22 protein-coding genes are annotated in these 24,052 nt (G+C 54.5%); 16 read left to right on the top strand and 6 right to left on the bottom strand.

The genetic code is table 11. The features are described from left to right. Positions 1-5: 5 nt before the first annotated feature. The 6 genes from TMES_RS05145 (at position 6) to TMES_RS05120 (ending at position 4,964) form a co-directional block, all read left to right on the top strand. Positions 6-614 (top strand): RNA pyrophosphohydrolase, encoded by a 609-nt coding sequence (locus TMES_RS05145; protein ID WP_085580195.1) that lies wholly within the window; start codon positions 6-8, stop codon positions 612-614. An 82-nt stretch (positions 615-696) separates the two neighbouring features. Beyond that, positions 697-882 carry a hypothetical protein gene (locus TMES_RS05140; RefSeq protein ID WP_085580193.1) on the top strand — a complete coding sequence of 62 codons (186 nt, stop codon included), beginning with the start codon at positions 697-699 and terminating at the stop codon, positions 880-882. 48 nt (positions 883-930) lie between these two features. Continuing rightward, the gene (locus TMES_RS05135; protein ID WP_085580190.1) at positions 931-1,728 is read left to right on the top strand and encodes a methyltransferase domain-containing protein; all 798 of its coding nucleotides are present in this window, start codon (positions 931-933) and stop codon (positions 1,726-1,728) included. Between the two features lie 63 nt (positions 1,729-1,791). Further along, positions 1,792-2,673: an alpha/beta fold hydrolase gene (locus TMES_RS05130; protein ID WP_085580188.1), complete on the top strand. Its 882-nt coding sequence runs from the start codon at positions 1,792-1,794 to the stop codon at positions 2,671-2,673. A gap of 319 nt (positions 2,674-2,992) precedes the next feature. Beyond that, positions 2,993-3,700, top strand: coding sequence for a hypothetical protein (locus TMES_RS05125; RefSeq protein ID WP_085580186.1), 708 nt, complete (start codon positions 2,993-2,995; stop codon positions 3,698-3,700). Between the two features lie 169 nt (positions 3,701-3,869). Next, positions 3,870-4,964 (top strand): squalene/phytoene synthase family protein, encoded by a 1,095-nt coding sequence (locus tag TMES_RS05120; RefSeq protein WP_085580184.1) that lies wholly within the window; start codon positions 3,870-3,872, stop codon positions 4,962-4,964. Between the two features lie 114 nt (positions 4,965-5,078). Here TMES_RS05120 and TMES_RS05115 read toward each other — a convergent pair whose 3' ends face one another. The 6 genes from TMES_RS05115 to TMES_RS05090 all read right to left on the bottom strand — a co-directional run bounded on the left by TMES_RS05115 (position 5,079) and on the right by TMES_RS05090 (position 13,292). Then, the gene (locus tag TMES_RS05115) at positions 5,079-6,176 is read right to left on the bottom strand and encodes a DUF4340 domain-containing protein (protein ID WP_085580182.1); all 1,098 of its coding nucleotides are present in this window, start codon (positions 6,174-6,176) and stop codon (positions 5,079-5,081) included. Positions 6,177-6,180: 4 nt separating this feature from the next. Further along, positions 6,181-9,084, bottom strand: a complete 2,904-nt coding sequence (locus TMES_RS05110) for a Gldg family protein (RefSeq protein WP_085580180.1) — start codon at positions 9,082-9,084, stop codon at positions 6,181-6,183. Further along, the gene (locus TMES_RS05105; RefSeq protein ID WP_085580178.1) at positions 9,077-9,991 is read right to left on the bottom strand and encodes an ABC transporter ATP-binding protein; all 915 of its coding nucleotides are present in this window, start codon (positions 9,989-9,991) and stop codon (positions 9,077-9,079) included. The genes TMES_RS05110 and TMES_RS05105 overlap by 8 nt, the downstream gene beginning before the upstream one ends. Before the next feature lie 575 nt (positions 9,992-10,566). Then, complete coding sequence (locus TMES_RS05100; RefSeq protein WP_085580176.1) at positions 10,567-11,763, bottom strand: phosphoglycerate kinase; 1,197 nt, start codon at positions 11,761-11,763, stop codon at positions 10,567-10,569. A 164-nt stretch (positions 11,764-11,927) separates the two neighbouring features. Beyond that, entirely contained in the window at positions 11,928-12,773 is an 846-nt protein-coding gene (gene dapF / locus TMES_RS05095; RefSeq protein WP_085580174.1) for a diaminopimelate epimerase, read from the bottom strand. Between the two features lie 45 nt (positions 12,774-12,818). Next, positions 12,819-13,292, bottom strand: coding sequence for a hypothetical protein (locus TMES_RS05090; protein ID WP_245835217.1), 474 nt, complete (start codon positions 13,290-13,292; stop codon positions 12,819-12,821). Positions 13,293-13,713: 421 nt separating this feature from the next. Here TMES_RS05090 and ccoN point away from each other — a divergent pair, with 421 nt between their 5' ends. The 10 genes from ccoN to panB all read left to right on the top strand — a co-directional run bounded on the left by ccoN (position 13,714) and on the right by panB (position 24,044). After that, the gene (gene ccoN / locus TMES_RS05080; protein ID WP_085581165.1) at positions 13,714-15,165 is read left to right on the top strand and encodes a cytochrome-c oxidase, cbb3-type subunit I; all 1,452 of its coding nucleotides are present in this window, start codon (positions 13,714-13,716) and stop codon (positions 15,163-15,165) included. Positions 15,166-15,178: 13 nt separating this feature from the next. After that, positions 15,179-15,907, top strand: coding sequence for a cytochrome-c oxidase, cbb3-type subunit II (gene ccoO, locus TMES_RS05075; protein ID WP_085580170.1), 729 nt, complete (start codon positions 15,179-15,181; stop codon positions 15,905-15,907). A gap of 16 nt (positions 15,908-15,923) precedes the next feature. Further along, positions 15,924-16,085: a cbb3-type cytochrome oxidase subunit 3 gene (locus tag TMES_RS05070; RefSeq protein WP_085580168.1), complete on the top strand. Its 162-nt coding sequence runs from the start codon at positions 15,924-15,926 to the stop codon at positions 16,083-16,085. A gap of 13 nt (positions 16,086-16,098) precedes the next feature. Beyond that, positions 16,099-16,971 (top strand): cytochrome-c oxidase, cbb3-type subunit III, encoded by an 873-nt coding sequence (ccoP, locus tag TMES_RS05065; RefSeq protein WP_085580166.1) that lies wholly within the window; start codon positions 16,099-16,101, stop codon positions 16,969-16,971. 509 nt (positions 16,972-17,480) lie between these two features. After that, the gene (gene ccoG, locus TMES_RS05055; protein ID WP_245835216.1) at positions 17,481-19,028 is read left to right on the top strand and encodes a cytochrome c oxidase accessory protein CcoG; all 1,548 of its coding nucleotides are present in this window, start codon (positions 17,481-17,483) and stop codon (positions 19,026-19,028) included. Positions 19,029-19,057: 29 nt separating this feature from the next. Beyond that, entirely contained in the window at positions 19,058-19,579 is a 522-nt protein-coding gene (locus tag TMES_RS05050) for a FixH family protein (protein WP_085580160.1), read from the top strand. After that, positions 19,576-21,966: a heavy metal translocating P-type ATPase metal-binding domain-containing protein gene (locus TMES_RS05045; RefSeq protein ID WP_085580158.1), complete on the top strand. Its 2,391-nt coding sequence runs from the start codon at positions 19,576-19,578 to the stop codon at positions 21,964-21,966. The genes TMES_RS05050 and TMES_RS05045 overlap by 4 nt, the downstream gene beginning before the upstream one ends. Before the next feature lie 73 nt (positions 21,967-22,039). After that, positions 22,040-22,216 carry a cbb3-type cytochrome oxidase assembly protein CcoS gene (ccoS, locus tag TMES_RS05040; RefSeq protein WP_085580156.1) on the top strand — a complete coding sequence of 59 codons (177 nt, stop codon included), beginning with the start codon at positions 22,040-22,042 and terminating at the stop codon, positions 22,214-22,216. Positions 22,217-22,310: 94 nt separating this feature from the next. Next, entirely contained in the window at positions 22,311-23,009 is a 699-nt protein-coding gene (locus tag TMES_RS05035; protein ID WP_085580154.1) for a cyclic nucleotide-binding domain-containing protein, read from the top strand. Between the two features lie 186 nt (positions 23,010-23,195). Further along, positions 23,196-24,044, top strand: a complete 849-nt coding sequence (panB, locus tag TMES_RS05030) for a 3-methyl-2-oxobutanoate hydroxymethyltransferase (protein ID WP_085580151.1) — start codon at positions 23,196-23,198, stop codon at positions 24,042-24,044. Positions 24,045-24,052 lie beyond the last annotated feature (8 nt).

The following is a 24,052-nucleotide window of genomic DNA, read 5'->3' as shown; positions in this document are numbered from 1 at the left end:
CTGCCATGTCCAAAGATCCTGCCAAAAAACCCAAAGCAGACAAGAAGAAAAAATCCAAAAAACATAAATCCACCTCCCTGCCCCTGCCCCTTGATGCCGGGCAATCGTCCGACAGCGATGCACCGGGAAGCGACCTTCCCTATCGCCCTTGTGTTGGCATCGCGCTGTTTAACGGGCGCGGCGATGTCTGGATTGGCAATCGCATCGGATTTGAAGGGGCATGGCAACTGCCCCAGGGCGGCATTGATGGTGACGAAACACCAAAACAGGCGGCCTTACGTGAATTAATGGAAGAAATCGGCACCGATCAGGCCGAAATCATTACCGAAACCCCGGAATGGCTGACCTATGATTTGCCAGAACACCTGATTGGCAAGGCATTTGGCGGTAAATATCGCGGGCAAAAGCAAAAATGGTTCGCCATGCGCTATCTTGGCAAGGACGAAGACTTTGTCATTCATGGTGATCACCCGGAATTTGACGCCTGGCGCTGGAACGATTTTTTGTCCCTGCCCGACATCATTGTACCGTTTAAACGCCCTGTTTACCTGCAGTTGGTAGAAATTTTCAAAACTGTTCCAGATCAAATAAAACAGGGGCCTGATCAGGCATAAGACCAAATGCGCGCTTGAACAAAGCACGCATTTGATTAAATTCCGGTGTCATTATCACCCCTGGGTTTGGAAAGGTTCTAAAATGGGTATGGATCGCCTGATATTTGGTATATTGGCCATTGCCGTTGGCCTTGGTGGCCTGTTTTATGCGTCAGCCGCACATGACGGATATTCCTATTTTGTCGGACTGGTGATGTTTTTCGGGGCCATTCTGTTTATGTTCTCGCTGATCAACAGCCATTTCGACGAGGTTGAAAAAACACATTAAACCCCGACGGACACGCGCCCGGCGGGGAGATAACGAAAGGACCGGATTTTGACCAATACACATTGGGATCCAGACCAGTATGGCCTTTTCGGTGATGAACGCCGCCGCCCGGCGATTGACCTGATTGCCCGCCTGCCCAAACCCGCCCAGGGATTTAACCCGACCAATATTGTCGACCTTGGATGCGGGCCGGGAACCGTCACGTCGCTTTTGGTCGACGCGTTTGCCACCAATGGTAACGAACCGGTCATTACCGGCATCGACCATTCGGCAGAAATGCTGGAAAAGGCGCGCGCCCATGATGATCGCATCATCTGGCAGCAAAGCGATATTGCAGCGTGGGAACCAGAGGCCCCGATTGACCTTTTGTTTTCCAATGCGGCCCTGCAATGGGTGCCGGGCCATGCAAACCTGCTGCCCCGCCTGTGTGGCTTTGTAAAACCGGGCGGCTTGATCGCCCTTCAGGTGCCTAACAATTTTCTTGCCCCCAGCCATCAGCTGATTTCGGAAGCCGGTGAAAAATGGGAAAAGGAAGTTGCCGCAGCACAGGACCAGCTTAAAATCATGCGTCCGGGCGATTATTTCGATGTTCTGACCCCGCATTGTAGCAATGTTGATTTGTGGCAAACCCAATATTGCCATGTTCTGCGCGGGGAAGACCCGGTTTTTAACTGGGTGTTTGCAACCGCACTGCGCCCGGTTCTGGCCAACCTGCCCGATGATGATGCCCGTGCTGCCTTTTGCGCGCATTACAAAACCCGGCTCAAACACGTTTACCCCGCCCGGCCCGATGGCATCACGCTATTTCCGTTCAACCGGCTGTTCATCGTTGCCAGCAAACGCTAAAATCGGGCAATCCATTTTCTTGTCACGCGATACCCGGCCCGCAACAACATGACAGGTGCGACCATGTCCAACCACGCCGAACTTGCCGCAAAGTCATTGCCGACTCCGGGCCGCAGGGTCCGCGATGTGTTTGTTAAGCTGTGCGGATACGAAACCCGCATTCGCCAGTGGGGCACACCGGGCAAGCCTGTCATCGTGATGGTGCATGGGCTGGCCCGGTTATCGACCGATTTTGACATCCTCGCCCGCGAGTTGACCGATGATTATTTCATTTTGTGCCCCGATATTGTCGGCCGCGGCTATTCCGCCTGGGCCCAAAACCCGGATGAAGAATATGTACCGGGCTTTTACGCCGCCCAAATGATTGAAATGCTGGATCATTTCAATATCGATCACTGTAGCTGGATTGGCACATCGATGGGCGGCATTATCGGCATGGTCGTTGCCGATGTGGCACCCAAACGCATTGACCGGATTTTGCTAAACGATATCGGCCCCGAACTGGCACAAGATGCCGTGGACAGGATCAAGGCCTATGTCGGGGGCACGCCGGAATTTGCCAGCATTGCCGAAATCGATGCCATCATGCGGGTCATTTATGCCCCGTTTGGCCTGGAAAATGACGCCGAATGGGCCGAACTGGCGATGTATTCGGCCCGTCGCCTCCCCAATGGCAAATATGCCATGCATTACGACCCGCGCGTGATGGAAGTTTTCCGCGATCAAATCGACGATTACGATGGCTGGGACATATTTAACCGCCTGTCCTGCCCGCTGACAATGTTTAGCGGCGTGCAATCCGACCTGGTGCCGGAACCGATTGTGAAAAAAATGCAGGCGGCAAAACCGGAAATGCATCTGGTCAGTCTGGAAAATTGCGGCCATGCACCTTATCTCAATACCAGGGGCCAGGTCGAATCGGTTAAAATATTCTTAAAAAGCTGAATTAATCACACAAAAACCACTTTAGCCCGCATACTGGAATGATCCAAAAAAGCTGGAAAACCAGTTGGGAATGGTTGCTATGCAATAAGTCGGCTGGCCATTGGCGCCAAAATGACCATATTGCCGCATCCTGACACGCAAACAAAAAAAACCGCATCCCGTCGCCAGACGTTGTTCGGCCCAAAGATGCAAATTTTTTTCTTTCGGGGGCGTCCTTTTCGGTGCCTGCAAACGTTCAGGTTAGTGACTGTCGATTTATCGGCGGTCACGCATGAACACTGCAGATGGTACTGACGTGAGCAAGACGGGAATAACGGCGATGACGACGCAGCAATATTTAAAAGCAGGACTGATCGGCGGCATTGCGATGCTAACCGCCGTGTTCCCGTTTATTGCCTGCGCACAGCAAGCCGTCAGCGAAACCGAAATGGCCGTTCCCGCAGCACCGGCAGAAACAGCCGCTGATACATCAAGCTATCTGGTGCAGGGTATTTTACCCGCACCGGGACGGCATGGATTTGATAATTATTTCAGCAGCGCGCCGGGCCGCCGCCACGGCGCAGTCCTGACTTTGCCGGGCAGCAAAACCAACGGGAATACCAAGGACCAGTCTGGCTTGATGTGGTTTGAAGCCAACAGCGACCAGACCGCAAACAAAGGCCTTTCAGCCCAGTTTGGCATTGGTTATTCGCCCAATCGCGCGGTTGGTTTTGCCTTTGGCCCGGTTGTGGAGCTTAACGGATCGCTGGGCCACCATATTGGTACATCAGGGACCGACGACGAAGACTATCTGGTGACGCCAACATTACGTAATGACAGCGGCATTTCCGGTGCCGGGTTTAATGGCGAAACCGGATCCGACAGTGCGGGCCTTGCTGCCAGCCTGTCCTATATGCCGTTCGAGGATTTATGGGTTGGCATCCATGGCCGCCTGACCAGCGACCTTACATCATCGTCAAGCAGCAGCTCGACCGACCGGTTTGATGCCATGTTGGGCCTGACTGCAGGCTATCGGCTGCAATTTTAAGGCATAAGTCATCAATTTCCGCTAAAATCGCGCTATGGCACGGCTGTTCTCTTGCCAGTGTGGCAACGAGGCTGCATGTTGCCAATGGACGCATTTTTAATGCCGCCCCCAAAGACAGGGCAATATACCCGCCTTTGGTTTTAGAATTACGGCAAGCCCTGGAAAATAAATGACCGTGTCACCTTCGCCTTTTTCCGGTTCTTCTCAAGATCCGTTTCTTGCTTGCAAGGAACTGGCTGCGGCCAAAAACGCCAATCTGTACCGGGCCGCCATGCGCCTGAACCCGGCGCGGCAGCGGTTTTTTCTGGCGGCTTATGCCTCCATGCGAGTGATTGACGATATTGTCGATGACGGTTTTTTAGAAAAATCCGACGCCGAGCGCGATAATCTGCGCGATGACACCTTTGATATTATCGACCGCTGGCAAGACCAGATCGAAGCTGCCAAGGTGATGGCCGACAACCCGTGGCCCGATGTTGGCCCCCTGCCCGGCCCGGTTTACGATGCGCTGACCCTGACATTGGGCGAAAGCGATTTATCGGTCGAACCGTGGGTCAAACTGGCCGAGGCCCTGCGCAAGGATGTCGCCGAAGACCCGCTAGATGAGTGGGACGATTTTATCGCCTATTGCGAAGGGGCCACCGCTGCCCCGGCATCAATTTTCGTCTATTTGCTGTCTGCGCGCTATGACGACGAAATCGGTTATGTTTCCAACCTGACGGCATCGCCGTTATATCACGCGCGCGACATGGCAATTTTTTGTTATGTCATTCACATCCTGCGCGACCTGCCGATTGACGTTAAAGGCCCGGACCGGCTGGTGACCATTCCGGGTGAAATGTTACTGGCAGCCGACATCAGCATTGGCGAAATTCGCAACGCAATCGGTCAGCAAGACTATGACACGCTGAACGTGCTGGGCACCTTCATGCTGGAAAAGGCATGGGAACATTTTGAAACCGGGCAAGCCCGCAGTGCCGAACTTCTTGCCATTCTCGAACCCGAGGAAACCGACACATTATCGCGACTGTTCAGTGTTTACATCGAACTTGCCGCGATGATGGATGGCGGATATGGCGCATTTCTGGCCGACCGGGTTGCCATTATTGACACCACCGCCGAGAAAAGCCTGCCCGATCAAAACACCATTGTTCATACGGCCAAGCCCCCCGCCGACAAGGATGCCCCCCGTGATGATGCCGTTAAATCGGCCCCCAGGGATAATTCCGCATCCGGGTCTGGCGGCAACAATACCGCGTCGTAGCCCCCCACCACATCATCGCCATAACGCCCGTTTTTAAAATAAAGGCCCGGCAAACTGAATTGCCGGGCCTTTATCGTTCAGATTATCGCCGGGATTCCCGGCTGTCTGGTCTGCTCAGTTCATTGCCTTGGCACTTGCCGGGCTATCGCTGCCCGGTGCCGGTTTGGCATCGTCCTTCGCGCCAACCAGCAACGCCTTTGCATTGGCATGTTGCTCAAGCTGTTTGCCGGTATAGCCCGCAATGCGGAAATATTCCGGCCGTGATGACAGTTTCAGGGTATAATCCCCGTCTTTGCCATCGCTTTTGCCCATCACATACTCAACCGGCTGGTCCTTGCCCTTGATCGTCAGGGACACTTTCAACACCGGATGATCCATGCCGTATTCCGGTTTCGCATCTTTGCCCAGCACCGACGAAATCCGAACCTTTGCCGTCATCGCCGCAAGCGTAGAGGCGGCAGCAGGTTGCAATTTCTGATCCGGTGCCGCATTGGCAAGGTTCCAAACCGTTTGCGTTTTGGCTTTGTCCAGGTCTGCCTTGTCGGCGTTTTCATCCGTTGCCGGTTTGGCAGCAGATTTATCAGCAGATTTGGCATCGCCTTTTGCAACCGGCACCTCGCTTGCCACCAGGGACAGGCCATCGACATCCATTTTAACAATATCGTCAGCCGATATTTGCAAAGCCGTGCTATCGATCCAGTCATCTGCCTTGGCCGGGGCGTCATAGCTGCCCATGGTTACGGCATAGACTTCGTTCTGATCATCGCGGCGGGCATGGGTTTGATGGGTGCCCTGCGATGTCCCGAAATACAGGGTCGCCACCGCCTTATCGCCGTTTTTAAGGGTAATACGGCGTTCAAAATCATCCTTCGCCAGTTTAAACCGTTTGATCGCACCGCTTGATGTCGCAATTGGCAGGCCTTCGTGAAGGCCGGTCAGTTTGCTGATCAAACCATCAACCTTGGTGCCATCGGCCGGGAAATTGTCCTGATCGGGCAATTGCCAATCCTTGCCGTTTTTCGCAAGGCTTACCTTGGCACCATCTGAATCCTCGATGGTGACATGGTCGATATCAACAGCATTAACCTTGGTCGCGACAAGTTTATCGCTTCCGCCGGTATCCGTGCTTTGCGGCTGGTAAAAATTGATCCCGATGGCAAAGCCAACCTGGACGATAAACAACACCACCAATATCTGAATGGTCCGTTTCATAATTTCAGACCTCCTCAAGAATGCGCTGGTAATGTTTGCGTTCGGTTGCCGCCACCCGGCGACGCCAGCCCCACACAGCCAAAAGACCGATCAGGGCAATACCGTAATTCAGATATTCCCAAATCTGTTCAGAACCTTCGGATGTTGGAACAAGGGTCCGGGCAAACTGGGTCCGTCCGCGCAATGCCAGCAAGGATTGATCTTCAAGCGACCAATCGATCACGTTTTGCATAAATTCCAGCGGTGCCGTGTAGCGTGTGCCCATTCCGCGTGATGCAAGACTAAGCGACATATCATCGGCAAAGCTGTTGGACCCCACCAGAACCAGACGGGCAGAAGACGGCGAACGATCAATCACGCCGCCAATCTGAACGTTTTTATCGTCGTCCTTTTTAGCTGTGGCCGCATCACCTTTTTTCGCATCCTTTTTATCGGCGTTTTTGGCGTCATCTGCCAAAAGCGGCGATTCCTTACCGGCATAGAAGGATTTGAACTGCCCTTCAATCGCGACGGCCAGATCATGCGGTCCACGGTCGCCCGAAACAGCAAACCCGGCATCAGGATGGGCTTTGTAATCGGGCAGAATATCGGTGCTGTCTGACAACCAGCTTTGTTTGGAGCTGTGCAGAAGGGCCGTTACCGTGCGGTCCTTGTTTTTGGCACCATCGACCGTTACCGGCGATGCCCAGTTCAGGGTGAGCTGACCCAGCCCGGCAGTTACCGGGTTATCGCCATTAAGCTGATCACCGCGCAAATCGGGGAAATGCGGGTATGGCATCATGCTGATTTGCTGGACCGTCATGCCGCCAATTTTGCGTTCGACCGGCACTGGCAAGGATGCATTTTGCGGGTCCAGCACCATTTTATCGTCAATCGAGACGCCATAACCGGCAAGCCAGTCTTTCAGGCCAGAGTCGACTTTTTTGGCCGAAAGGGTGTTGGTAATGCTGATATCGTAAGGCGATGTTGCCATCACCACACTGCCACCGCGCATCAGGAACTGGTCAATGGCAAAACGCTGTTTGTCATCAAGGTTGACCGGGTCCATGACCATCAGCAAATCGGCGGCTTCGGGAACGTGGCCGTCTTTCAAATCGGTTTCCACCACACGGGCGTTTTCCGACAGGGTTTTGTCGAGTTCCGTATAACGCGGGCCGGGGGCCTGCTGCATATAGGGGCTCGGCGGGGGCGATGCCGGTTTAACCAAAGCAATGGTTTTTAAAAAACCCGGTGCCATGCGATGCAGGGCCGAATCGATCGATCGTTTCAGCGCAGCTTTGTCCGTGGTTTCAGGCAAAGGCACCTGTACCTCGTCCTTGCCGCTTTTCAGCATCATATAAAACCAGAACGGTTGCGGGTTCATCAGGCTGGCCACTTGCGGGCTAAAGCCATAATCATCTTGCAACCGGGTTGCCAGCGCACCGTCATTTGCATCGGGGTCAGCAAAGGCAATGTTAAACTTGTCGCCTGCCTGATCCTTATAATCCTTTAAAACGCCGTCCAGCGTTTGGCGGAATTTCTGCAACTGATCGGGCAATTTATCGCTGGGCGAAACAAAGCCTTCAAACGTCACCGGCTGGGTCATGTTTTCAAACGGGTTGCCCCCGGCCTGATACTGATTGACCAGTTTGCGAATGGTGCGGCTGATCTCATATTCCGGGTTTTTCAGGCCAACATTGATGTCGCCCTCACCCCGGGTTTTTACCTCGATCAAATCGCCATAGGTCAATGTTTCGAACTGATCGCCATAGGCAACGACAATATCGAAATAGGAATTAACCACGGACGACTGATAGCGGCTGTTGGTCTGAAACGGCACCGGACGGATACCGTATTTGGATGCGGCTTCCTGTTCCTTATCGGGGTCTGCCGTCGGGTCAATAAACTCCACCCGGACATGGCCCTTGGATGCCACCTGATATTCCGACAGCAAATCCTTTACCCGCGGCACCAGCGGGGCCAGCAACGGGTGGGTTCGCGGCGAGAAATAGGCCCGAATGACCAACGGTTCCTGCAAATGTTGCAGTTCCTGCTTGGTCGAGGATGACAGCGAATAAATGTGCTGGTGCGTCATATCGGCGCGTGCCGCCGTAATTGGCGCCAGCCAGAAGTTGGCGGCAACAAAGTTCAGCACAAACAGGGTGGCAACAGCCCCCCACACACGGTGTTTGTTGCTGGTCGGGTTGCCATGCCAGCGCAGTTTTTCAAGGCTGAACAGGTTCAGCGTTAAAAACACACCAACAATCGACAGGTAATAATAAAGATCGCGCAGATCGAGCACACCGCGTGTGATGGACTGAAACCGGGTGCCGGTGCCCAATGCGGCCAACAAACCGCCAATTTTATCACCAAACAGCGATGTCAGCGTATCGGACCCGATCAGGTAAAATACACTGCATACAAGCGCGGTCAGGATAAGCGCGACAATCGGGTTATCGGTGCGGCCACTCATATAAAGGCCGATGGCGATATAGGCGGCGGCCAAAAACAGGGTGGCGACATAACCACCAATTACCGGGCCCCAGTCAAGCGGGCCCAGAATGGAAACAGTAATCGGCAATGGCAGGGTTAACACCAGCGCCAGAACCACCAGCAGCAATGCAGCCAGAAACTTGCCCAGCACCAGCGAAATGGGCCGGACCGGGGCGGTTAACAAGGTTTCCAAAGTTCCGGACCGACGTTCTTCGGACCAGGCCCGCATGGTCAGGGCGGAAACCAGAAAAATCAGTAACACCGGCATCCATTTAAACAATGGCTGCACGTCGGCAATGTTGCGGGCGAAAAAGGTTTCAACCCAGAAAAACACAAACAGATTTACCGCCAGAAACGCGCCAATAAACAGATAGGCGGCGGGTGTGGCGAAAAATCCCCGAAATTCCTTGCGGGAAATACGCAGGATGTCAGCCATTGACCACCTCCTCATTCACCTCGGCGAAAATGGTTTCAAGATCACGACGTTGCGGCTGCAACGCATAAAGCTGCAAGCCTTCGCGGTTTAGGGCCTGCGCAATGACTGGCGCGGCATCATTGCTGGCATTCAATCGGTAATGATGCAGACCGCCTTCTTCGGAATGGCTAACAATGCCAGTAATTTCAGGGATGGTTGAAAAGGCCTGATCAGCATCGCGGTCCACCGTTACCAGCAACCCGCCTGATTGTTGCAAGTCATCAATGCGGGCATCGACCACCAGTTTGCCCGCCCGCATGATCAGCGCACGTTCGCAAACGGCCTGTACTTCTTGCAAAATATGGGTGGAAACAATCACGGTGGCGGTTCTGGCCAGTTCGGCAATCAAATCGCGCATATGGCGAATTTGCGTGGGATCAAGGCCGTTGGTCGGTTCATCAAGAATGATGATATCGGGATTATGCAAAATGGCCTGTGCTACGCCAACACGCTGGCGATAACCGCGCGACAGGGTTTGAATGGACGCGGTTGCCTTGGCTTGCAAAACCGTGCGGCGAATGGCACTGGCCACCGCCGCCGGGCGTTTATCGGCAGGCACACCATGCAGGCTTGCCTGATAATCGAGATAGTCGATTACTGTCATTTCCGGCCAAACCGGGCAGTTTTCAGGCAAATAACCGATGCGTTTCTGAATGGCGCGGGTATCTCGCCCGACCTCCAGGTCATCAATGGCAATTTTGCCCGATGTCGGCTCCAGATAGCCGGTAATCATTTTCATGATTGTGGTTTTACCGGCACCATTATGGCCCAGCAAACCGACGATCTCGCCGTGCTTTATTTCAAAACTGACGTCATCCACCGCTATGAAGTCACCATAGCGGCGCGTCAGATGCTCAAATTTGATCATCTGTTAGTTCCGTAAACGGGATTTTTGAACGGGATGGGACACATGTAATTATTCACGCATCGCGGGGAGAGCGACACATGCCAGCTTTTTGCTGAAATTTAAGAAACCTGCCCGTTACGAAGGCGGAGGGATAGGTGTAACGAGCAAGCAGTGATGAAGTCGGCTGTCATGACCAGTCATTGTGACAAACGTCCATGCTGTGACAAAACCAGGGAGGGTTAGCACCCCCAACCTTTGGCTAGAACATGGCAACAATATGACACCCTGCCCATGGGACCAAAAATTGCAAAAATTTGCTAATTTTACGCGGGTCAATGTCGGAAAACCCGCCCTCCATCACGGCTTGGCAGATCGTTCAAAATTGCTCTGAAAACTGCAGGACCGCCTGAAATACCGGCTCAAAAAGCCTATACCTTTTAGGGATGCCTTCAAATTGCCTGCATGAAGAAATGCAGAACCATCATCCGGGTAAGTGGCACCTGCCATAAAAAACCCCTGCCAGAAGACTCCGGCAGGGGTTTGTCAAATATCATCCGACTTGTGGCAGGCAGATCAGCCCCGCACGTGCTGCCTGATCAATTTTGGCGCAAGGCAGCCACACCGGGAAGAACCTTGCCTTCAAGCCATTCCAGAAACGCCCCACCCGCGGTCGAGATATAGGAAAAGTCGGCATCAACGCCGGCATGGCGCAGGGCTGCAACCGTATCGCCGCCACCGGCAACCGACAGTAATTTGCCAGCTTTGGTCAGCTTGGCCGCGTGTTGGGCCACCGAAACCGTTGCCGTATCAAACGGGGTAATTTCAAACGCACCCAGCGGGCCATTCCATACCAGCGTTTCACAGCTTTCAAGGCGCTTGTTTAAATCGGCAATGGTGGCCGGGCCTGCATCCAAAATCATGCCATCGGCATCAATCGCTTTTAGATCCGAAACAACATGATCGGCATTTTCTTTAAATTCCTTGGCAACCAGTCCATCAACCGGCAATACGATTTCGCAATTGGCGGCTTCGGCCTTGGCGAAAATTTCGCGTGCGGTTGCCAGCAAGTCATGCTCGCAAAGCGACTTGCCCACATCCACACCCTTGGCAGCCAAAAACGTATTGGCCATACCGCCGCCAATCACCAGCTGGTCAACCCGTTCCACCAGATTGCCCAACAGATCCAGCTTGGTGGAAATTTTGGCACCGCCGACAATCGCCATAACCGGGTGTTTGGGGGCTTCAAGCGCCTTGCCCAGGGCTTCAAGTTCGATCTGCATCAAACGACCGGCATAAGCGGGCAGTTTGCGCGCTAAACCTTCGGTCGAGGCATGGGCGCGGTGCGCGCACGAAAAGGCATCGTTAACGAAAATATCACCCAGCTTTGCCAGTTCATCGACAAAGGCGGGGTCATTTTTTTCTTCCCCGGCGTGGTAACGCAGGTTTTCCAGAAGGGCGATATCGCCGTCTTTCAAACCATTCACCACATCGCCAGCAGCCTGACCAATACAGTCATCAGCAAAGGCAACCGGGCGGCCCAGCTGTTTTGCCAGCGCATCGGCCACCGGCTTAAGCGACATTTCAGCAACGCGCTGGCCTTTGGGCCGCCCGAAATGGGTAATCACCACCACCCGCGCACCGGCATCGGCCAGTTCGATCAGGCCCGGCACGGTACGGTCGATACGCGTGGTATCGCTTACGGCACCATCTTTCATCGGAACGTTAAGGTCGGCACGCAGCAAAACGCGCTTGCCTGCGACAGAAACACCGTCAAGCGTATTGAAATCAGCCATTATCAGAACCTGCCTTTGCGTTTAACAAGCCCCGGCGGGGCAATACAGTGATGCCCCAAAACCGGAAGCAGCCGCCAGAACAGCGGCGCGATCATCGGGTGCCTTTTTTGGCCGATCCGCAAGCCCGGTGCAAGCCCCAACGCAAACCCCGCGCGAAAACCCGATCAATGAACACCAAAAAGGGAAGGATGGAGAACACCGGAAAAACTGGTGGCAACCGGACCGGTCATTAGCACATGGTCATCGGCCAGCCATTCAATGCCCAAAACGCCGCCATCAAGAACAACTTCGACGGTGCGCCCGGTCAGGCCGCGGCGTGCCGCAGCAACCCCGACGGCACAGGCACCAGTGCCACACGCACGGGTAATGCCCACACCGCGTTCCCACACCCGCATGCGAATGCGGTTTTCCGCCATAAGATGGCAAACTTCGATGTTGGCGCGTTCGGGAAACATATCGTGATGTTCCAGAATCGGTCCGTATTTTTCCAGGTCAATTTTTTCGGCATCATCGACAAAAAATACCGCATGCGGGTTGCCCACACTCACACCCACCGCATCCGATAACGGGCCGACCGACACCGGAATGTGATTGGTATCAACCGCTTTAAGCAACGGAATTTCGCGCCAGTCAAGCCAGGCCGGGCCCATATCAACGCTAACCTGGCCATCTTCAAGCCCCCGGGCTTCAAGCAACCCGGCAACGGTTTGCACGGTCACATCGCGACGGTTCAGCTCGGCCATCAAAACATCGGCAACGCAGCGCGTGGCATTGCCACAGGCACCGACTTCGCTGCCATCATTGTTGCGAATGCGCATGAAGGCATCGGCGTCGTCATCGCGTGATGGTTCAATGACAATAAGCTGGTCACAGCCCACACCGGTTTTGCGATCGGCAATGCGGGCGGCGGTGGCGTCGTCCATGTCAAGCACGACCGAATCGCGTCGTCCGTCAAAAACGACAAAATCGTTGCCAAGGCCATGCATCTTGATAAAGGGAATTGCGTTCATATCACTGGGCTACCGGCTGTAAAAAGGCGATCAGGCCCTACAGCATCACGGCTTTGAAGCCGGGGCGCAATAGCGGATTTTGCGTGGCACAAAACCGGCATCTGAAAAAAACGATTTCATGCGCAAATTTGGCTCGTCGACCGCCACATAGGTGGCCGCACAGCCATGCAGACGCAACAGGCGATCCATTGCTTCGCGCATGCAATGCAGGACATGGCCGCGGGCAACAATTTCAACGGCTTTGACATTGTCGACATGCAACACCGAACCGATGCTGATATCGGCACGAATTTCATATGAAAACAGCCCGTGAACATAACCGCGTTCGTTGCAAATAATCATAATTCCCTTGCTGCGCAGCCACAGGCTTTCAGGGATCGGGTCATCGGCGCACACATAATCTGCCACGAAATCCTGCCATTTTTGCAGGGTCATGCCAGGCTCGGTCATCTGGACCAAAGGGTATGTCATATCCGCAACGCCAGCGGTCAAGGGGCGCGCTTTATAGCTGTTCAACATGGTTGTTTTCCCGAGTTTGTCGGCAGATCATGGCGTAAAGAAAACAGCCCAGCGTTGATGTGCATCAACAACAGATAGCCCAATAACAAGGCATAAGCATTACTGCGACAAAGCGTTTCGAACCGGCACAACCTTAACTGGCACCTTGTCCGCGCATCGCGTTAATCGCCCCGCATTGGCAATGGTCAATCCGGGGCGGACGAAATGCACGAACGATGCCGGAAACAGGTGTTTCCTGCCTGGTTTGCCCTGTCATACCGGCGTTCACGCCTGACGGGACAAACACCGGAAGTTTTAATCGTCGGCGGCACGGGGGATGACAAGGTCATTGCAGGATGCCGCCAGGGCTGTTCGGATTGCCGGCCCCATGCGGCAATCCACCCGCACACGTAAACGGGAGTCGAGAATGAGCCAGGGGAGCATGGCACAGACGGCTTCGTCCGCCGTTGACTATAATATGGACGTAGTGCGCTGGGGCGCGCTGGCGACTGTCTTTTGGGGCGTCGTCGGCTTTATGGCAGGTGATTTTATCGCCTGGCAATTGGCGTTTCCCGCATTAAACTTTGACTTCGAGTATATGAATTTCGGGCGTCTGCGCCCGCTTCACACCTCGGCAGTTATTTTTGCATTTGGCGGCAATGCGCTGATCGCGACATCGTTTTATGTCGTTCAGCGCACATGTCGCGCCCGCCTGTTCGGTGGCAAGGCTTTGCCTGCCTTCGTATTCTGGGGTTATCAGCTGTTCATCGTTCTGGCCGCTGTTGGCTATGTCATGGGCGTAACCCAGGGCCGCGAATATGCCGAACCGGAATGGTTTGTTGACCTGTGGCTGACTGTCGTCTGGGTTTGCTATCTGGCTATTTTTGTCGGCACCCTGCTAAAACGCCAGGAACCGCATATTTATGTGGCCAACTGGTTTTACCTGGCATTCATCGTGACCATCGCGATGCTGCATCTGGGTAACAACCTGGCGGTACCGGTTTCCTTCATGGGCACCAAATCCTACTCGTTGTTTTCGGGTGTGCAGGATGCGTTGACCCAGTGGTGGTATGGCCACAACGCCGTAGGCTTCTTCCTGACAGCCGGCTTCCTGGGCATGATGTACTATTTCATTCCCAAGCGTGCTGAACGTCCGGTTTATTCCTATCGCCTGTCGATCATTCACTTCTGGGCGCTGATCTTTCTTTATATCTGGGCTGGTCCGCACCACCTGCACTACACGGCCCTGCCCGACTGGGCGCAAACCCTTGGCATGACCTTCTCGATCATGCTGTGGATGCCGTCCTGGGGGGGGATGATCAACGGCCTGATGACCCTTTCGGGGGCCTGGGACAAACTGCGTACCGATCCGGTTCTGCGTTTCATGGTTGCCGCTGTTGGTTTCTATGGCATGTCGACCTTCGAAGGCCCGGTTATGTCGATCAAATCGGTCAACGGTTTGTCGCACTATACCGACTGGACCATCGGTCACGTTCACTCTGGTGCTTTGGGCTGGGTTGCATTCATCACCTTTGGTGCGATCTACTTCCTGATCCCGGTTCTGTGGAACCGTGAACGTCTGTATTCCATGCGTCTGGTGGCCCATCACTTCTGGCTCGGCACCATTGGTATCGTTCTCTACATCACCTCGATGTGGGTATCGGGTATCATGCAGGGTCTGATGTGGCGTGCCCACGATCAGCTTGGTTTCCTTCAGTATTCCTTCATCGAAACCGTTGAAGCCATGCATCCCTACTACATCATCCGCGCCACTGGCGGCACCTTGTTCCTGCTTGGTGCCTTCGTAATGGTCTGGAACGTCTACAAGACGATCCGGGGTGATGTTCGCCGGGAAGCACCCATCGGGGTCAGCGCCCCGGCAGCGGTCCAGTAAGGAGGGATGGAAAATGCTTCTTAAAAAACACCACTTCCTCGAGAAGAACGTTTTCTTCCTTATTCTCGGTATTTTTCTGACCATCATCATCGGCGGGATTGTTGAAATCGTTCCGTTGTTCACGATGGAACAGACGATCGAGAAGGTTGACGGTGTGCGTCCCTATACGCCGCTGGAACAGGCCGGGCGGAACATTTATATCCGCGAAGGGTGCTATAACTGCCATTCGCAGATGATCCGTCCGTTCCGTGACGAAGTGGAACGTTATGGCCATTACAGCCTGGCTGCAGAGTCAATGTATGACCATCCGTTCCAGTGGGGATCAAAGCGTACCGGGCCGGATCTGGCGCGTGTCGGCGGGAAATATTCCAATGCCTGGCATGTTGCACACCTTGATGATCCACGTTCGGTCGTACCGGAATCGATCATGCCGGGCTATCCGTTCCTTGCCAAAAAGGAACTGAAGTTCGAAGACGCTGCGGAACATCTTAAAACGTTGCGCATGGTCGGCGTTCCCTACACCGACGAACAGGTCGCTGACGCTGTTGCGGACCTTCATCTTCAGGCCACCGCAGACGAGGATTACGACGACTTCCTCGCCCGCTATCCCAATGCCGCCACCGGAGATTTTGACGGCAATCCGGATAAACTGACCGAGATGGATGCCCTGATCGCGTATCTGCAGATTTTGGGACGGATGGTGGATTTCACCACCTACAACCCAAGCTTGAATCTGCGCTGAGACAAGGACGCGAATCATGGAATTCTTTTCCGCACTCGCTGATTTTCTCCGGCCCTTGTGGGGGCTGTGGCTGATGATTTTCTTTGGTGTGATTATTGCTTTCGTCATGTGGCCAAGCAAAAAACGCCAAAAGAATTTCGAAGACCATGCCCAGATCCCGTTCAAGGACCAGGACTAGGGAGAACCGAGCTATGTCGACGCATGTCGAAAAAGACAATGTTACCGGCCGCGAGACCACTGGCCATGATTGGGACGGCATCAAGGAATTGAACACGCCGCTCCCGTCCTGGTGGGTTTATGTGTTTTGGGTCTGCATCATCTGGTCGATCGGTTACTGGGTGGTTTATCCATCCTTTCCAACCGCACACGGCTATTTGAAGGGTATGTTCAACGTTACCGAACGGTCGAAAATTGAAGAAACGATGGCAAATGTAACTGCCGAACGCGCACCATATATGGAACGCCTCGCAGCGCTGGATGTTGACCAGATTGCCAACGATTCGGAACTTCTCAATTTTTCGATGGCGGGCGGCAAGGCTGTATTTGCTGAAAACTGCGCCCCGTGCCATGGCACGGGCGGGGTGGGCAATACGGGCTTCCCGTCGCTTCAGGACGATGACTGGCTTTGGGGGGGGACGCTGGATGATATCTCGCAAACCATCCATGTCGGCGCGCGCTGGGCACAAAACGACGATACCCGCTTTAATGATATGCCTGCCTTTGGCAAGGATGGCATCTTGTCCAACGCCGAAATCAGCGACGTTGTGCAACATGTACTGTCCTTTAGTGGCCGGGAAACCGACCCTGCCGCCGCGACGCGGGGCACAGAAATCTTTGCTGATAACTGTGCCGCATGTCATGGCGACAACGCCAAAGGCATTACCGAAATGGGCGCACCTAACCTGACCGACAATATCTGGCTGTATGGCGGCGACCAGGCCACCATCACAGCAACGGTCACCAATGCCCGTCGCGGTGTTATGCCTGCCTGGGAAGGCAAGCTTAGTGACGAAACCATCAAAATGCTGGCGGTTTATGTTCACTCGCTTGGCGGTGGCCAGTAAAAACCACAATGGGACGGCGTTAAAACCGCCCTGTTATCCTGACAAACAAGAAGACCGGGGTTTTGCCGCCCCGGTCTTTTTTGTTGGCAATTAACGTGCTACCCGGCCCGAGGTGTGGTTGTGCGGCTTTGCGGCACACACCGCGTGATAAATGCTGAAATAAAATAAGAAAATTCAACAAACAGGCGTCGCTTCCTTGCAAGCAGGCGGGCATTCCCCAATCTGGCAACAATTATTCCCAGCCGCCCTAAAATCCTGTCACATCAGCTACTTGCGCACCCACCCGTCTTTTGCCCTCTCAAAGCATCGCCTTTTTCCGGTGTATGAACGGCCCCCGCCTGTCGAGCGGCCATAACTGGTTCGTTCAAAATTGATTTGTGTCATGGAACAGCATGGCCCGTTTACAATATTTTGCCTGCGGGATTTGAATAATCCCAAGTCTGTCAGGCCGAGCGTGCCGACCTGGCAGATCCCCGCAGTACCGACTGATTGATTGCCCCACAATCAATATGAGCAGAGCAGCCGGTCTGTATCGCACGGCAAATGGTCAGGTCTCGATCATGGAATTGTCTCGTACTCAATCACCCGCGCCCGAAAAGATGACGCCGCAAAACAACGACGCGCAGCTTGAGGACGACATCCCGCTCTATAAAGACCGCGAAAAGGTCTATCCAAAACGGGTATCGGGTTATTTCCGTAATCTGAAATGGTTTGCCCTGATCACGTTGCTGGCCATTTACTGGATAGTGCCGTGGCTGCGCTGGGATCGTGGTCCGGCAGCGCCCCATCAGGCTGTCCTGATCGATATGGATCAGGGTCGGGCCTATTTCTTCTTTATCGAAATCTGGCCGCAGGAAGTTTATTATATTACCGGTATTCTGATCCTGGCTGCGATTGGCCTGTTTCTGGCAACGTCGCTGTTTGGTCGCATCTGGTGTGGCTATGCCTGCCCACAAACCGTATGGACCGATCTGTTCATGCTGGTTGAACGTTATATTCAGGGCGACCGTAACGCCCGCATGCGCCTGGATAAAGCCCCGTGGTCGCTTGAAAAATTCGCCAAAATTGGCGGCACCCATTTAACATGGATTGTCATTTCGCTGATCACCGGCGGGGCCTTTGTTCTGTATTTTAACGACGCGCCAACCGTGATCATCGATATTTTCACCGGCAATGCCAGCATGGCGGTTTATGTCACCACAATATCGCTGACATTTTCGACCTATCTGCTGGCGGGGTGGGCCCGTGAACAGGTTTGCACCTATATGTGCCCGTGGCCCCGGTTTCAGTCGGCGATGCTTGATGACGAATCCATGATCGTCACCTACGAAGCATGGCGCGGGGAACCGCGCGGCTCGATCAAACGCAAAAACCTTGTCCGCGGTGAAGTCCCCGAAGTCGGCCATTGCATCGATTGTCAGGCCTGCGTCAATGTCTGCCCCACCGGGATCGATATTCGCCACGGCCTGCAACTCGAATGCATTGGCTGCGGGCTGTGCATTGATGCCTGTAACGAGATGATGGACAAGGTCAGCTTCCCGCGCGATCTGGTCCGGTTTGACTCGGTCCAGAATTCACAATTGCGCGCACATGGCCAGGCAACCAAAGTCCGCATTGTTCGCCCGCGCACCATTTTTTATTCCATCTTGCTGGTGCTGGTGGCCGGGGTGATGATGTTTGGTTTGCTCAACCGCAGCACCATGGATGTCAATGTCCTGCGTGACCGCAATCCGCTTTATGTGCCGCTTTCCACCGGCGATGTCCGCAATGGCTATACGCTAAAGGTGCTGAACAAGGAACAAAGCGCGCAAACCTATCTTCTGGATCTTTCGGGCGTTAACGCCACCGATTTTCAGATTATCGGCCAGAAACCGGCTGCTGACGGCAAATTCTCGCTTACCGTTGCCCCCGATCAGGTCGGAAGTTACCGGGTTTTCATTGCAGCCAACCCGTCCAGCCTGCAAAGTGATGCCACACCGATTGATTTCATTGTGACCAACACCGACACCGGCGTTTCTGAAACCCATGACACCATTTTTGCCGGCCCGAAAAAATAAGGGTCGGCCCGCCGAAAAGGGCCGTCGAAATGACCACTACAACCACTCAAAACTCGATCCCGGCTTCCTCAGGCCCGCGCAAATCGGACCGGTTGATCCCGTGGTATTTCGTGGGCGGCTTTGCCGTCATGCTGTTCGCCAATGTCTGCCTGATCGTTTTTTCCCAAACCAGTTGGGTCGGACTGGTCAGCGAGCATGCCTTTGAAGATGGCAATAACTATAACGAAGCCATTTCTGATGCCAAAGCCCAGGCCAATCTGGGCTGGCGCACCAAGGTAACCGTTGCGGGCGTTATTAATAACGAAGCCACCATTACTGTGCTGTTTCGCGACAAGGCACAGGAACCGATTACCGGTGCCAAAATGGAAGCGGTTTTAATGCGCAATGATCGTGATGACATTGATGAAAAAATCATGCTCAGCGAAATCAGCCCCGGCCAATACCGCACCCGTGCCAAGGTTCCGGTCTATGGAAACTGGAAATTGCGCATTGTCGCCCATGCCCAAAACCACGACTACCAGGTCGTCGAGGATGTACTGATCAAACAATGAACGCGATTACCGCCTGCCGCCATTGTGGCGAGCCGGTGACCGCCAGCTCGCCGGCTGGGCCAGACTTTTGCTGCACAGGATGCGAAGCCGCCTTTTCCCTGATTAACGATCTGGGCCTTCAATCCTATTACACCCGCCGCAGCGTTGATCCCAACATTCGTGCCCTTAAACCCGAAGATGACGGGCCGGGGGCCTTTGATTTTACCGATCTTGTCAATATCGGCGAGAACGGTGATTGCCGTCTTGATATGATGATCGACGGGCTGCATTGTGCGGCCTGTGTCTGGCTGATCGAAACCATTTTGCAACGCCAGCAACAGGTGGTTCAGGCCCGGATCAACATGTCCACCCGCCGCCTGCATCTGGTTTGGCAAGGCCCCCCCGGTGACATTGCCCGGTTGGTGGCCCCGGTTTTCCAGATGGGATACCGGCTGATCCCGTTTGATCCCGAAACCCTTGAACGTGCCGCCGACCAGCGCAACCGCGAACTTTTGCGCTGTCTGGCTGTGGCCGGGTTTGCCGCAGGCAATGTCATGCTGCTTTCAGTATCCATCTGGGCGGGCTACCTTCAGGGTATGGGCGAATTTACCCGCGATTTGTTTCACTGGTTTTCCGCGCTGATTGCCGTGCCTGCCGTTGCCTATGCCGGGCGGCCGTTTTTTCGGTCGGCCCTGGGCGCATTGCGCCACGGCCGGGTAAACATGGATGTGCCGATTACACTCGCGGTATTGCTGGCCCTGGGCATGAGCCTGTTTGAAACCATGCGCGGGGCCGAACATGCCTATTTTGACAGTGCCATTACCTTGCTGTTTTTCCTGTTAATCGGGCGCTATCTTGATGGTCGCGCCAGAAGCCAGGCACGATCGGCTGCCGAACATATGCTAACCCTGCGCGCACGTTCCATCACCGTGATTGAAAAAGATGGAACGCGCAAATTACTGGCCCCGGAAAAGGCACAACCGGGCATGATCGTGCTGATTGCCACGGGCGAACGGGTCGGCATTGACGGCGATATCATCGACGGGCAGTCCGATATTGATACCAGCGTTATCAGCGGCGAAAGCCTGCCGACCACGGTAACCATCGGCAGCCGGGTGTTTGCCGGGACCATGAATTTGTCAGCCCCGATCCGGGTCTGCATTACCGCAACGGGCGATTCGACCCTGCTGGCCGAAATTGTCCGCCTGATGGAAAACGCCGAACAGGGACGGGCAAAATATGTTGCCCTTGCCGACCGTGTTGCCCGCGCCTATGCCCCGGTGGTTCACAGCCTTGCGGCAATTACCTTTCTGGGCTGGTGGCTGATTGGCGGCATTGGCTGGCAAGATGCCCTGATGAACGCGATTGCGGTACTGATTGTGACCTGCCCCTGTGCGCTGGCGCTGGCGGTACCTGTGGTTCAGGTGCTGGCAACCGGGCGGCTGTTAAAGGCCGGTATTTTGGTTAAATCTGCCACGGCACTGGAACGGTTGACCAAAATTGACGGGGTTTTGTTTGATAAAACCGGCACACTAACAACCGGCCGCCCCGACCTGATATCGACACCCGACGCCGATTCCCTGAAACTGGCCGCATCGATGGCCGCAAACAGCAACCATCCGCTGTCGCAAGCCCTGGTTCGCGCGGCCGGCAACACATTTGTTGCCGCGCGTGTTACCGAACATCCAGGACAGGGCCTGTCGATGATATTGGCCCGGGGCGAGGTCCGGCTGGGTAGCCGTGAATTTTGCGGGGCAGCCCACGCCATCACGCCCCAAACGGCTGAAAACGGCCCGGAAATATGGCTCGCCGAACCAGGCAAAGCTGCCATCCGGTTCGGTTTTCGCGATTTACCCCGCCCCGATGCCGCCGCCACCATTGCCGCCCTGCGCCATAAAAAAATCCCGGTGCAGTTACTTTCGGGCGATCGCGCGGAAAATGTCCGCCAGCTAGCCCACGACCTTGATATCAGTGACTGGAAAGCTGCCCTGTCGCCCGCCCAAAAGGTAGCGGTGGTAACGCAACGTGCCCGCACCGGGCATTACGATTTGATGGTGGGCGACGGCATCAACGATGCCCCGGCCCTTGCCGCGGCCCACGCCTCGATGTCTCCGGCCAGTGCCGCGGAAATCAGCCAGAATGCCGCCGACATTGTCTTTCAGGGCGACAGATTGGGGGCGGTTATCACGGCCCTTGATGTTGCCCGGATGGCCGACAGACTGGTCCGTCAGAATTTCTCGCTGTCTTTTGCCTATAATCTTGTCACCATTCCGTTGGCGGTGGCTGGCATTGTAACCCCGCTAATCGCCGCCATTGCCATGTCAACATCATCGCTGGTTGTTATTGCCAATGCGCTGCGCCTGAACTGGAAAAAACAGCCCGAAACAACACCGAAAGCTGCCGGATAAAAATAACGCGTAATAATCGAGACGAAATAACCGTGAACAAAAAACAAATAACGATGAGCAGGAAGAAATAACCATGAGTAATCTGCTGCTTTTGATCCCGATTGCACTGTTTCTGGGCCTTTTGGGGCTGGGTGCTTTTTTATGGGCATTGAAGTCCGGGCAATTCGACGATATGGATGGTGCGGCAAACCGGATATTGTTTGACGACGATGAAAATATTGGTGTCCCCAAACAAACGGACCCAAAATGACACGGTGCAACGAATAGCTTGAATCCTTGCATCACAATCGTCTAAAGTAATTCCAGTTTGTGCCCGTGAAGATTGTGCAGCCTCGGAGAATCAGATGGCGGTTCGTTCCCAACTTTGTGATGCCTGTGATATCCGGGACCTGACATTTTGTTCCGCACTTCATGGTGAAGAACATATACGTCTGCGCCAGTTGCTGACTCACGTTCAGTATGACGGGCACAGCACCATTTTTCACGAAGCCGAAGAAGCCGATTACGTTTTTAACGTCACCTCGGGCTCGGTGAAACTTTACAAGTTGCTGGGCGATGGTCGCCGCCAGATAACCGGTTTTTTGTTTGCCGGTGATTTTCTGGGCCTGGCCCTGAACCTGACCTACAGCTATACCGCCGAAGCCATTGAACCGGTCACGGCCTGCCGTTTCCCGCGCCAGAAGCTCGAACGGCTGTTTGACGAATTTCCCCGCCTTGAAAAACGCATGCTGGGCATGGCGGTTGACGAACTTGCCGCCGCCCAGGACCAGATGCTGCTTTTGGGCCGGAAAACCGCCAAAGAAAAAGTCGCATCCTTTTTGCTGATGCTGGCACGCCGTCAGGAACATCGTGGTGTTAATGACGCCGCCATCGAAGTACCGATGAGCCGGTCAGACATTGCCGATTACCTGGGGCTGACCATCGAAACCGTGTCGCGCACCTTGACGCAACTGCGTAAGGAAGCGACCATTTCGCTTAAAGACAACAAACATATCGAGGCCATTGGCCTGAGCATGCTTGAAGATCTGGCCGAGGGGCTTTAACCCGGAAAAGCGGCCATTTTCCCGGCTATTTCCGCGATCAGGGCGGTATATGGGATGCACCCCTGACGAAAGTGCATATGCGCCTTTCAAAAAATATTTCGCACCTGCTGTCATCCTATTGTAAACATGACTGCCCGTCCGGCGAAGACCGGGCTGTACATACCGGTAACCCGGGGGAGAAACGTCATGAGTACCACCACCAATAAAAAGGGCCGGGTCACGGTTCCTGCCCTTCGCGCCCGCAAAGGCGGAGAGCCTATTGTCTGCCTGACCGCCTATACCACCCCCATGGCGCAGCGCCTTGACGCCCATTGCGACCTGCTTTTGGTGGGCGATTCGGTGGGCACTGTGGTTTACGGCATGGACAACACGCTGGCTGTTACGGTTGATATGATGATCAACCACGGCAAGGCTGTGATGCGCGGCAGCAAAAATGCCTGCGTTGTCATTGACCTGCCCTTTGGCAGCTATCAGGAATCCAAAGAACAGGCCTTTCGCACTGCCGCCCGGATTTTGTCCGAAACCGGTTGTGCCGCAGTCAAATTTGAAGGTGGCGCCGAACTGGCTGACACCATCGAATTTCTAACCCGGCGCGGCGTTCCCGTCATGGCCCATATCGGCCTGATGCCCCAGCAGGTTAACACGCTGGGCGGCTTTAAATCGCAAGGTCGCGATGATGTAACGGCCAGCAAGGTTATGGCAGATGCCAAAGCCGTGGCCAAAGCCGGGGCTTTCAGCGTTGTGATTGAAGGCACGGTCGAAGCCGTTGCCCGCGCCATTACCGCCGAAATTGACATTCCCACCATTGGCATTGGTGCATCCCCCGCCTGTGACGGGCAGGTTTTGGTCACCGAAGACATGCTGGGCCTGTTTTCCGATTTCACACCGAAATTTGTCAAACGCTATGCCAATCTGGGTGATCAGGTTGCCGAAGCTGCAGCGCGTTATGCCGCCGAAGTTCGCAACAGAAGCTTTCCCGGTGACGAACATTGTTATGGCATGACCAAACCGGGCAATTTGCGCGCGGTAAAATAAGACAAGCG

It is taken from the genome of Thalassospira mesophila, from assembly GCF_002115755.1.
GTDB lineage: Bacteria > Pseudomonadota > Alphaproteobacteria > Rhodospirillales > Thalassospiraceae > Thalassospira > Thalassospira mesophila.
Note: the sequence above shows the minus strand (reverse complement) of the source record. Positions and strands in the feature narration are given on the sequence as shown.

What these genes read in the sequence shown, in the direction of transcription:
- TMES_RS05145 (WP_085580195.1), top strand. Translation starts at nt 6, where the DNA reads ATGTCCAAAGATCCTGCCAAAAAACCCAAAGCAGACAAGAAGAAAAAA.
- TMES_RS05140 (WP_085580193.1), top strand. Translation starts at nt 697, where the DNA reads ATGGGTATGGATCGCCTGATATTTGGTATATTGGCCATTGCCGTTGGC.
- TMES_RS05130 (WP_085580188.1), top strand. Translation starts at nt 1,792, where the DNA reads ATGTCCAACCACGCCGAACTTGCCGCAAAGTCATTGCCGACTCCGGGC.
- TMES_RS05125 (WP_085580186.1), top strand. Translation starts at nt 2,993, where the DNA reads ATGACGACGCAGCAATATTTAAAAGCAGGACTGATCGGCGGCATTGCG.
- TMES_RS05120 (WP_085580184.1), top strand. Translation starts at nt 3,870, where the DNA reads ATGACCGTGTCACCTTCGCCTTTTTCCGGTTCTTCTCAAGATCCGTTT.
- TMES_RS05115 (WP_085580182.1), bottom strand. Translation starts at nt 6,176, where the DNA reads ATGAAACGGACCATTCAGATATTGGTGGTGTTGTTTATCGTCCAGGTT.
- TMES_RS05110 (WP_085580180.1), bottom strand. Translation starts at nt 9,084, where the DNA reads ATGGCTGACATCCTGCGTATTTCCCGCAAGGAATTTCGGGGATTTTTC.
- TMES_RS05105 (WP_085580178.1), bottom strand. Translation starts at nt 9,991, where the DNA reads ATGATCAAATTTGAGCATCTGACGCGCCGCTATGGTGACTTCATAGCG.
- TMES_RS05100 (WP_085580176.1), bottom strand. Translation starts at nt 11,763, where the DNA reads ATGGCTGATTTCAATACGCTTGACGGTGTTTCTGTCGCAGGCAAGCGC.
- dapF (WP_085580174.1), bottom strand. Translation starts at nt 12,773, where the DNA reads ATGAACGCAATTCCCTTTATCAAGATGCATGGCCTTGGCAACGATTTT.
- TMES_RS05090 (WP_245835217.1), bottom strand. Translation starts at nt 13,292, where the DNA reads ATGTTGAACAGCTATAAAGCGCGCCCCTTGACCGCTGGCGTTGCGGAT.
- ccoN (WP_085581165.1), top strand. Translation starts at nt 13,714, where the DNA reads ATGGCACAGACGGCTTCGTCCGCCGTTGACTATAATATGGACGTAGTG.
- ccoO (WP_085580170.1), top strand. Translation starts at nt 15,179, where the DNA reads ATGCTTCTTAAAAAACACCACTTCCTCGAGAAGAACGTTTTCTTCCTT.
- TMES_RS05070 (WP_085580168.1), top strand. Translation starts at nt 15,924, where the DNA reads ATGGAATTCTTTTCCGCACTCGCTGATTTTCTCCGGCCCTTGTGGGGG.
- ccoP (WP_085580166.1), top strand. Translation starts at nt 16,099, where the DNA reads ATGTCGACGCATGTCGAAAAAGACAATGTTACCGGCCGCGAGACCACT.
- ccoG (WP_245835216.1), top strand. Translation starts at nt 17,481, where the DNA reads ATGAGCAGAGCAGCCGGTCTGTATCGCACGGCAAATGGTCAGGTCTCG.
- TMES_RS05050 (WP_085580160.1), top strand. Translation starts at nt 19,058, where the DNA reads ATGACCACTACAACCACTCAAAACTCGATCCCGGCTTCCTCAGGCCCG.
- TMES_RS05045 (WP_085580158.1), top strand. Translation starts at nt 19,576, where the DNA reads ATGAACGCGATTACCGCCTGCCGCCATTGTGGCGAGCCGGTGACCGCC.
- ccoS (WP_085580156.1), top strand. Translation starts at nt 22,040, where the DNA reads ATGAGTAATCTGCTGCTTTTGATCCCGATTGCACTGTTTCTGGGCCTT.
- TMES_RS05035 (WP_085580154.1), top strand. Translation starts at nt 22,311, where the DNA reads ATGGCGGTTCGTTCCCAACTTTGTGATGCCTGTGATATCCGGGACCTG.
- panB (WP_085580151.1), top strand. Translation starts at nt 23,196, where the DNA reads ATGAGTACCACCACCAATAAAAAGGGCCGGGTCACGGTTCCTGCCCTT.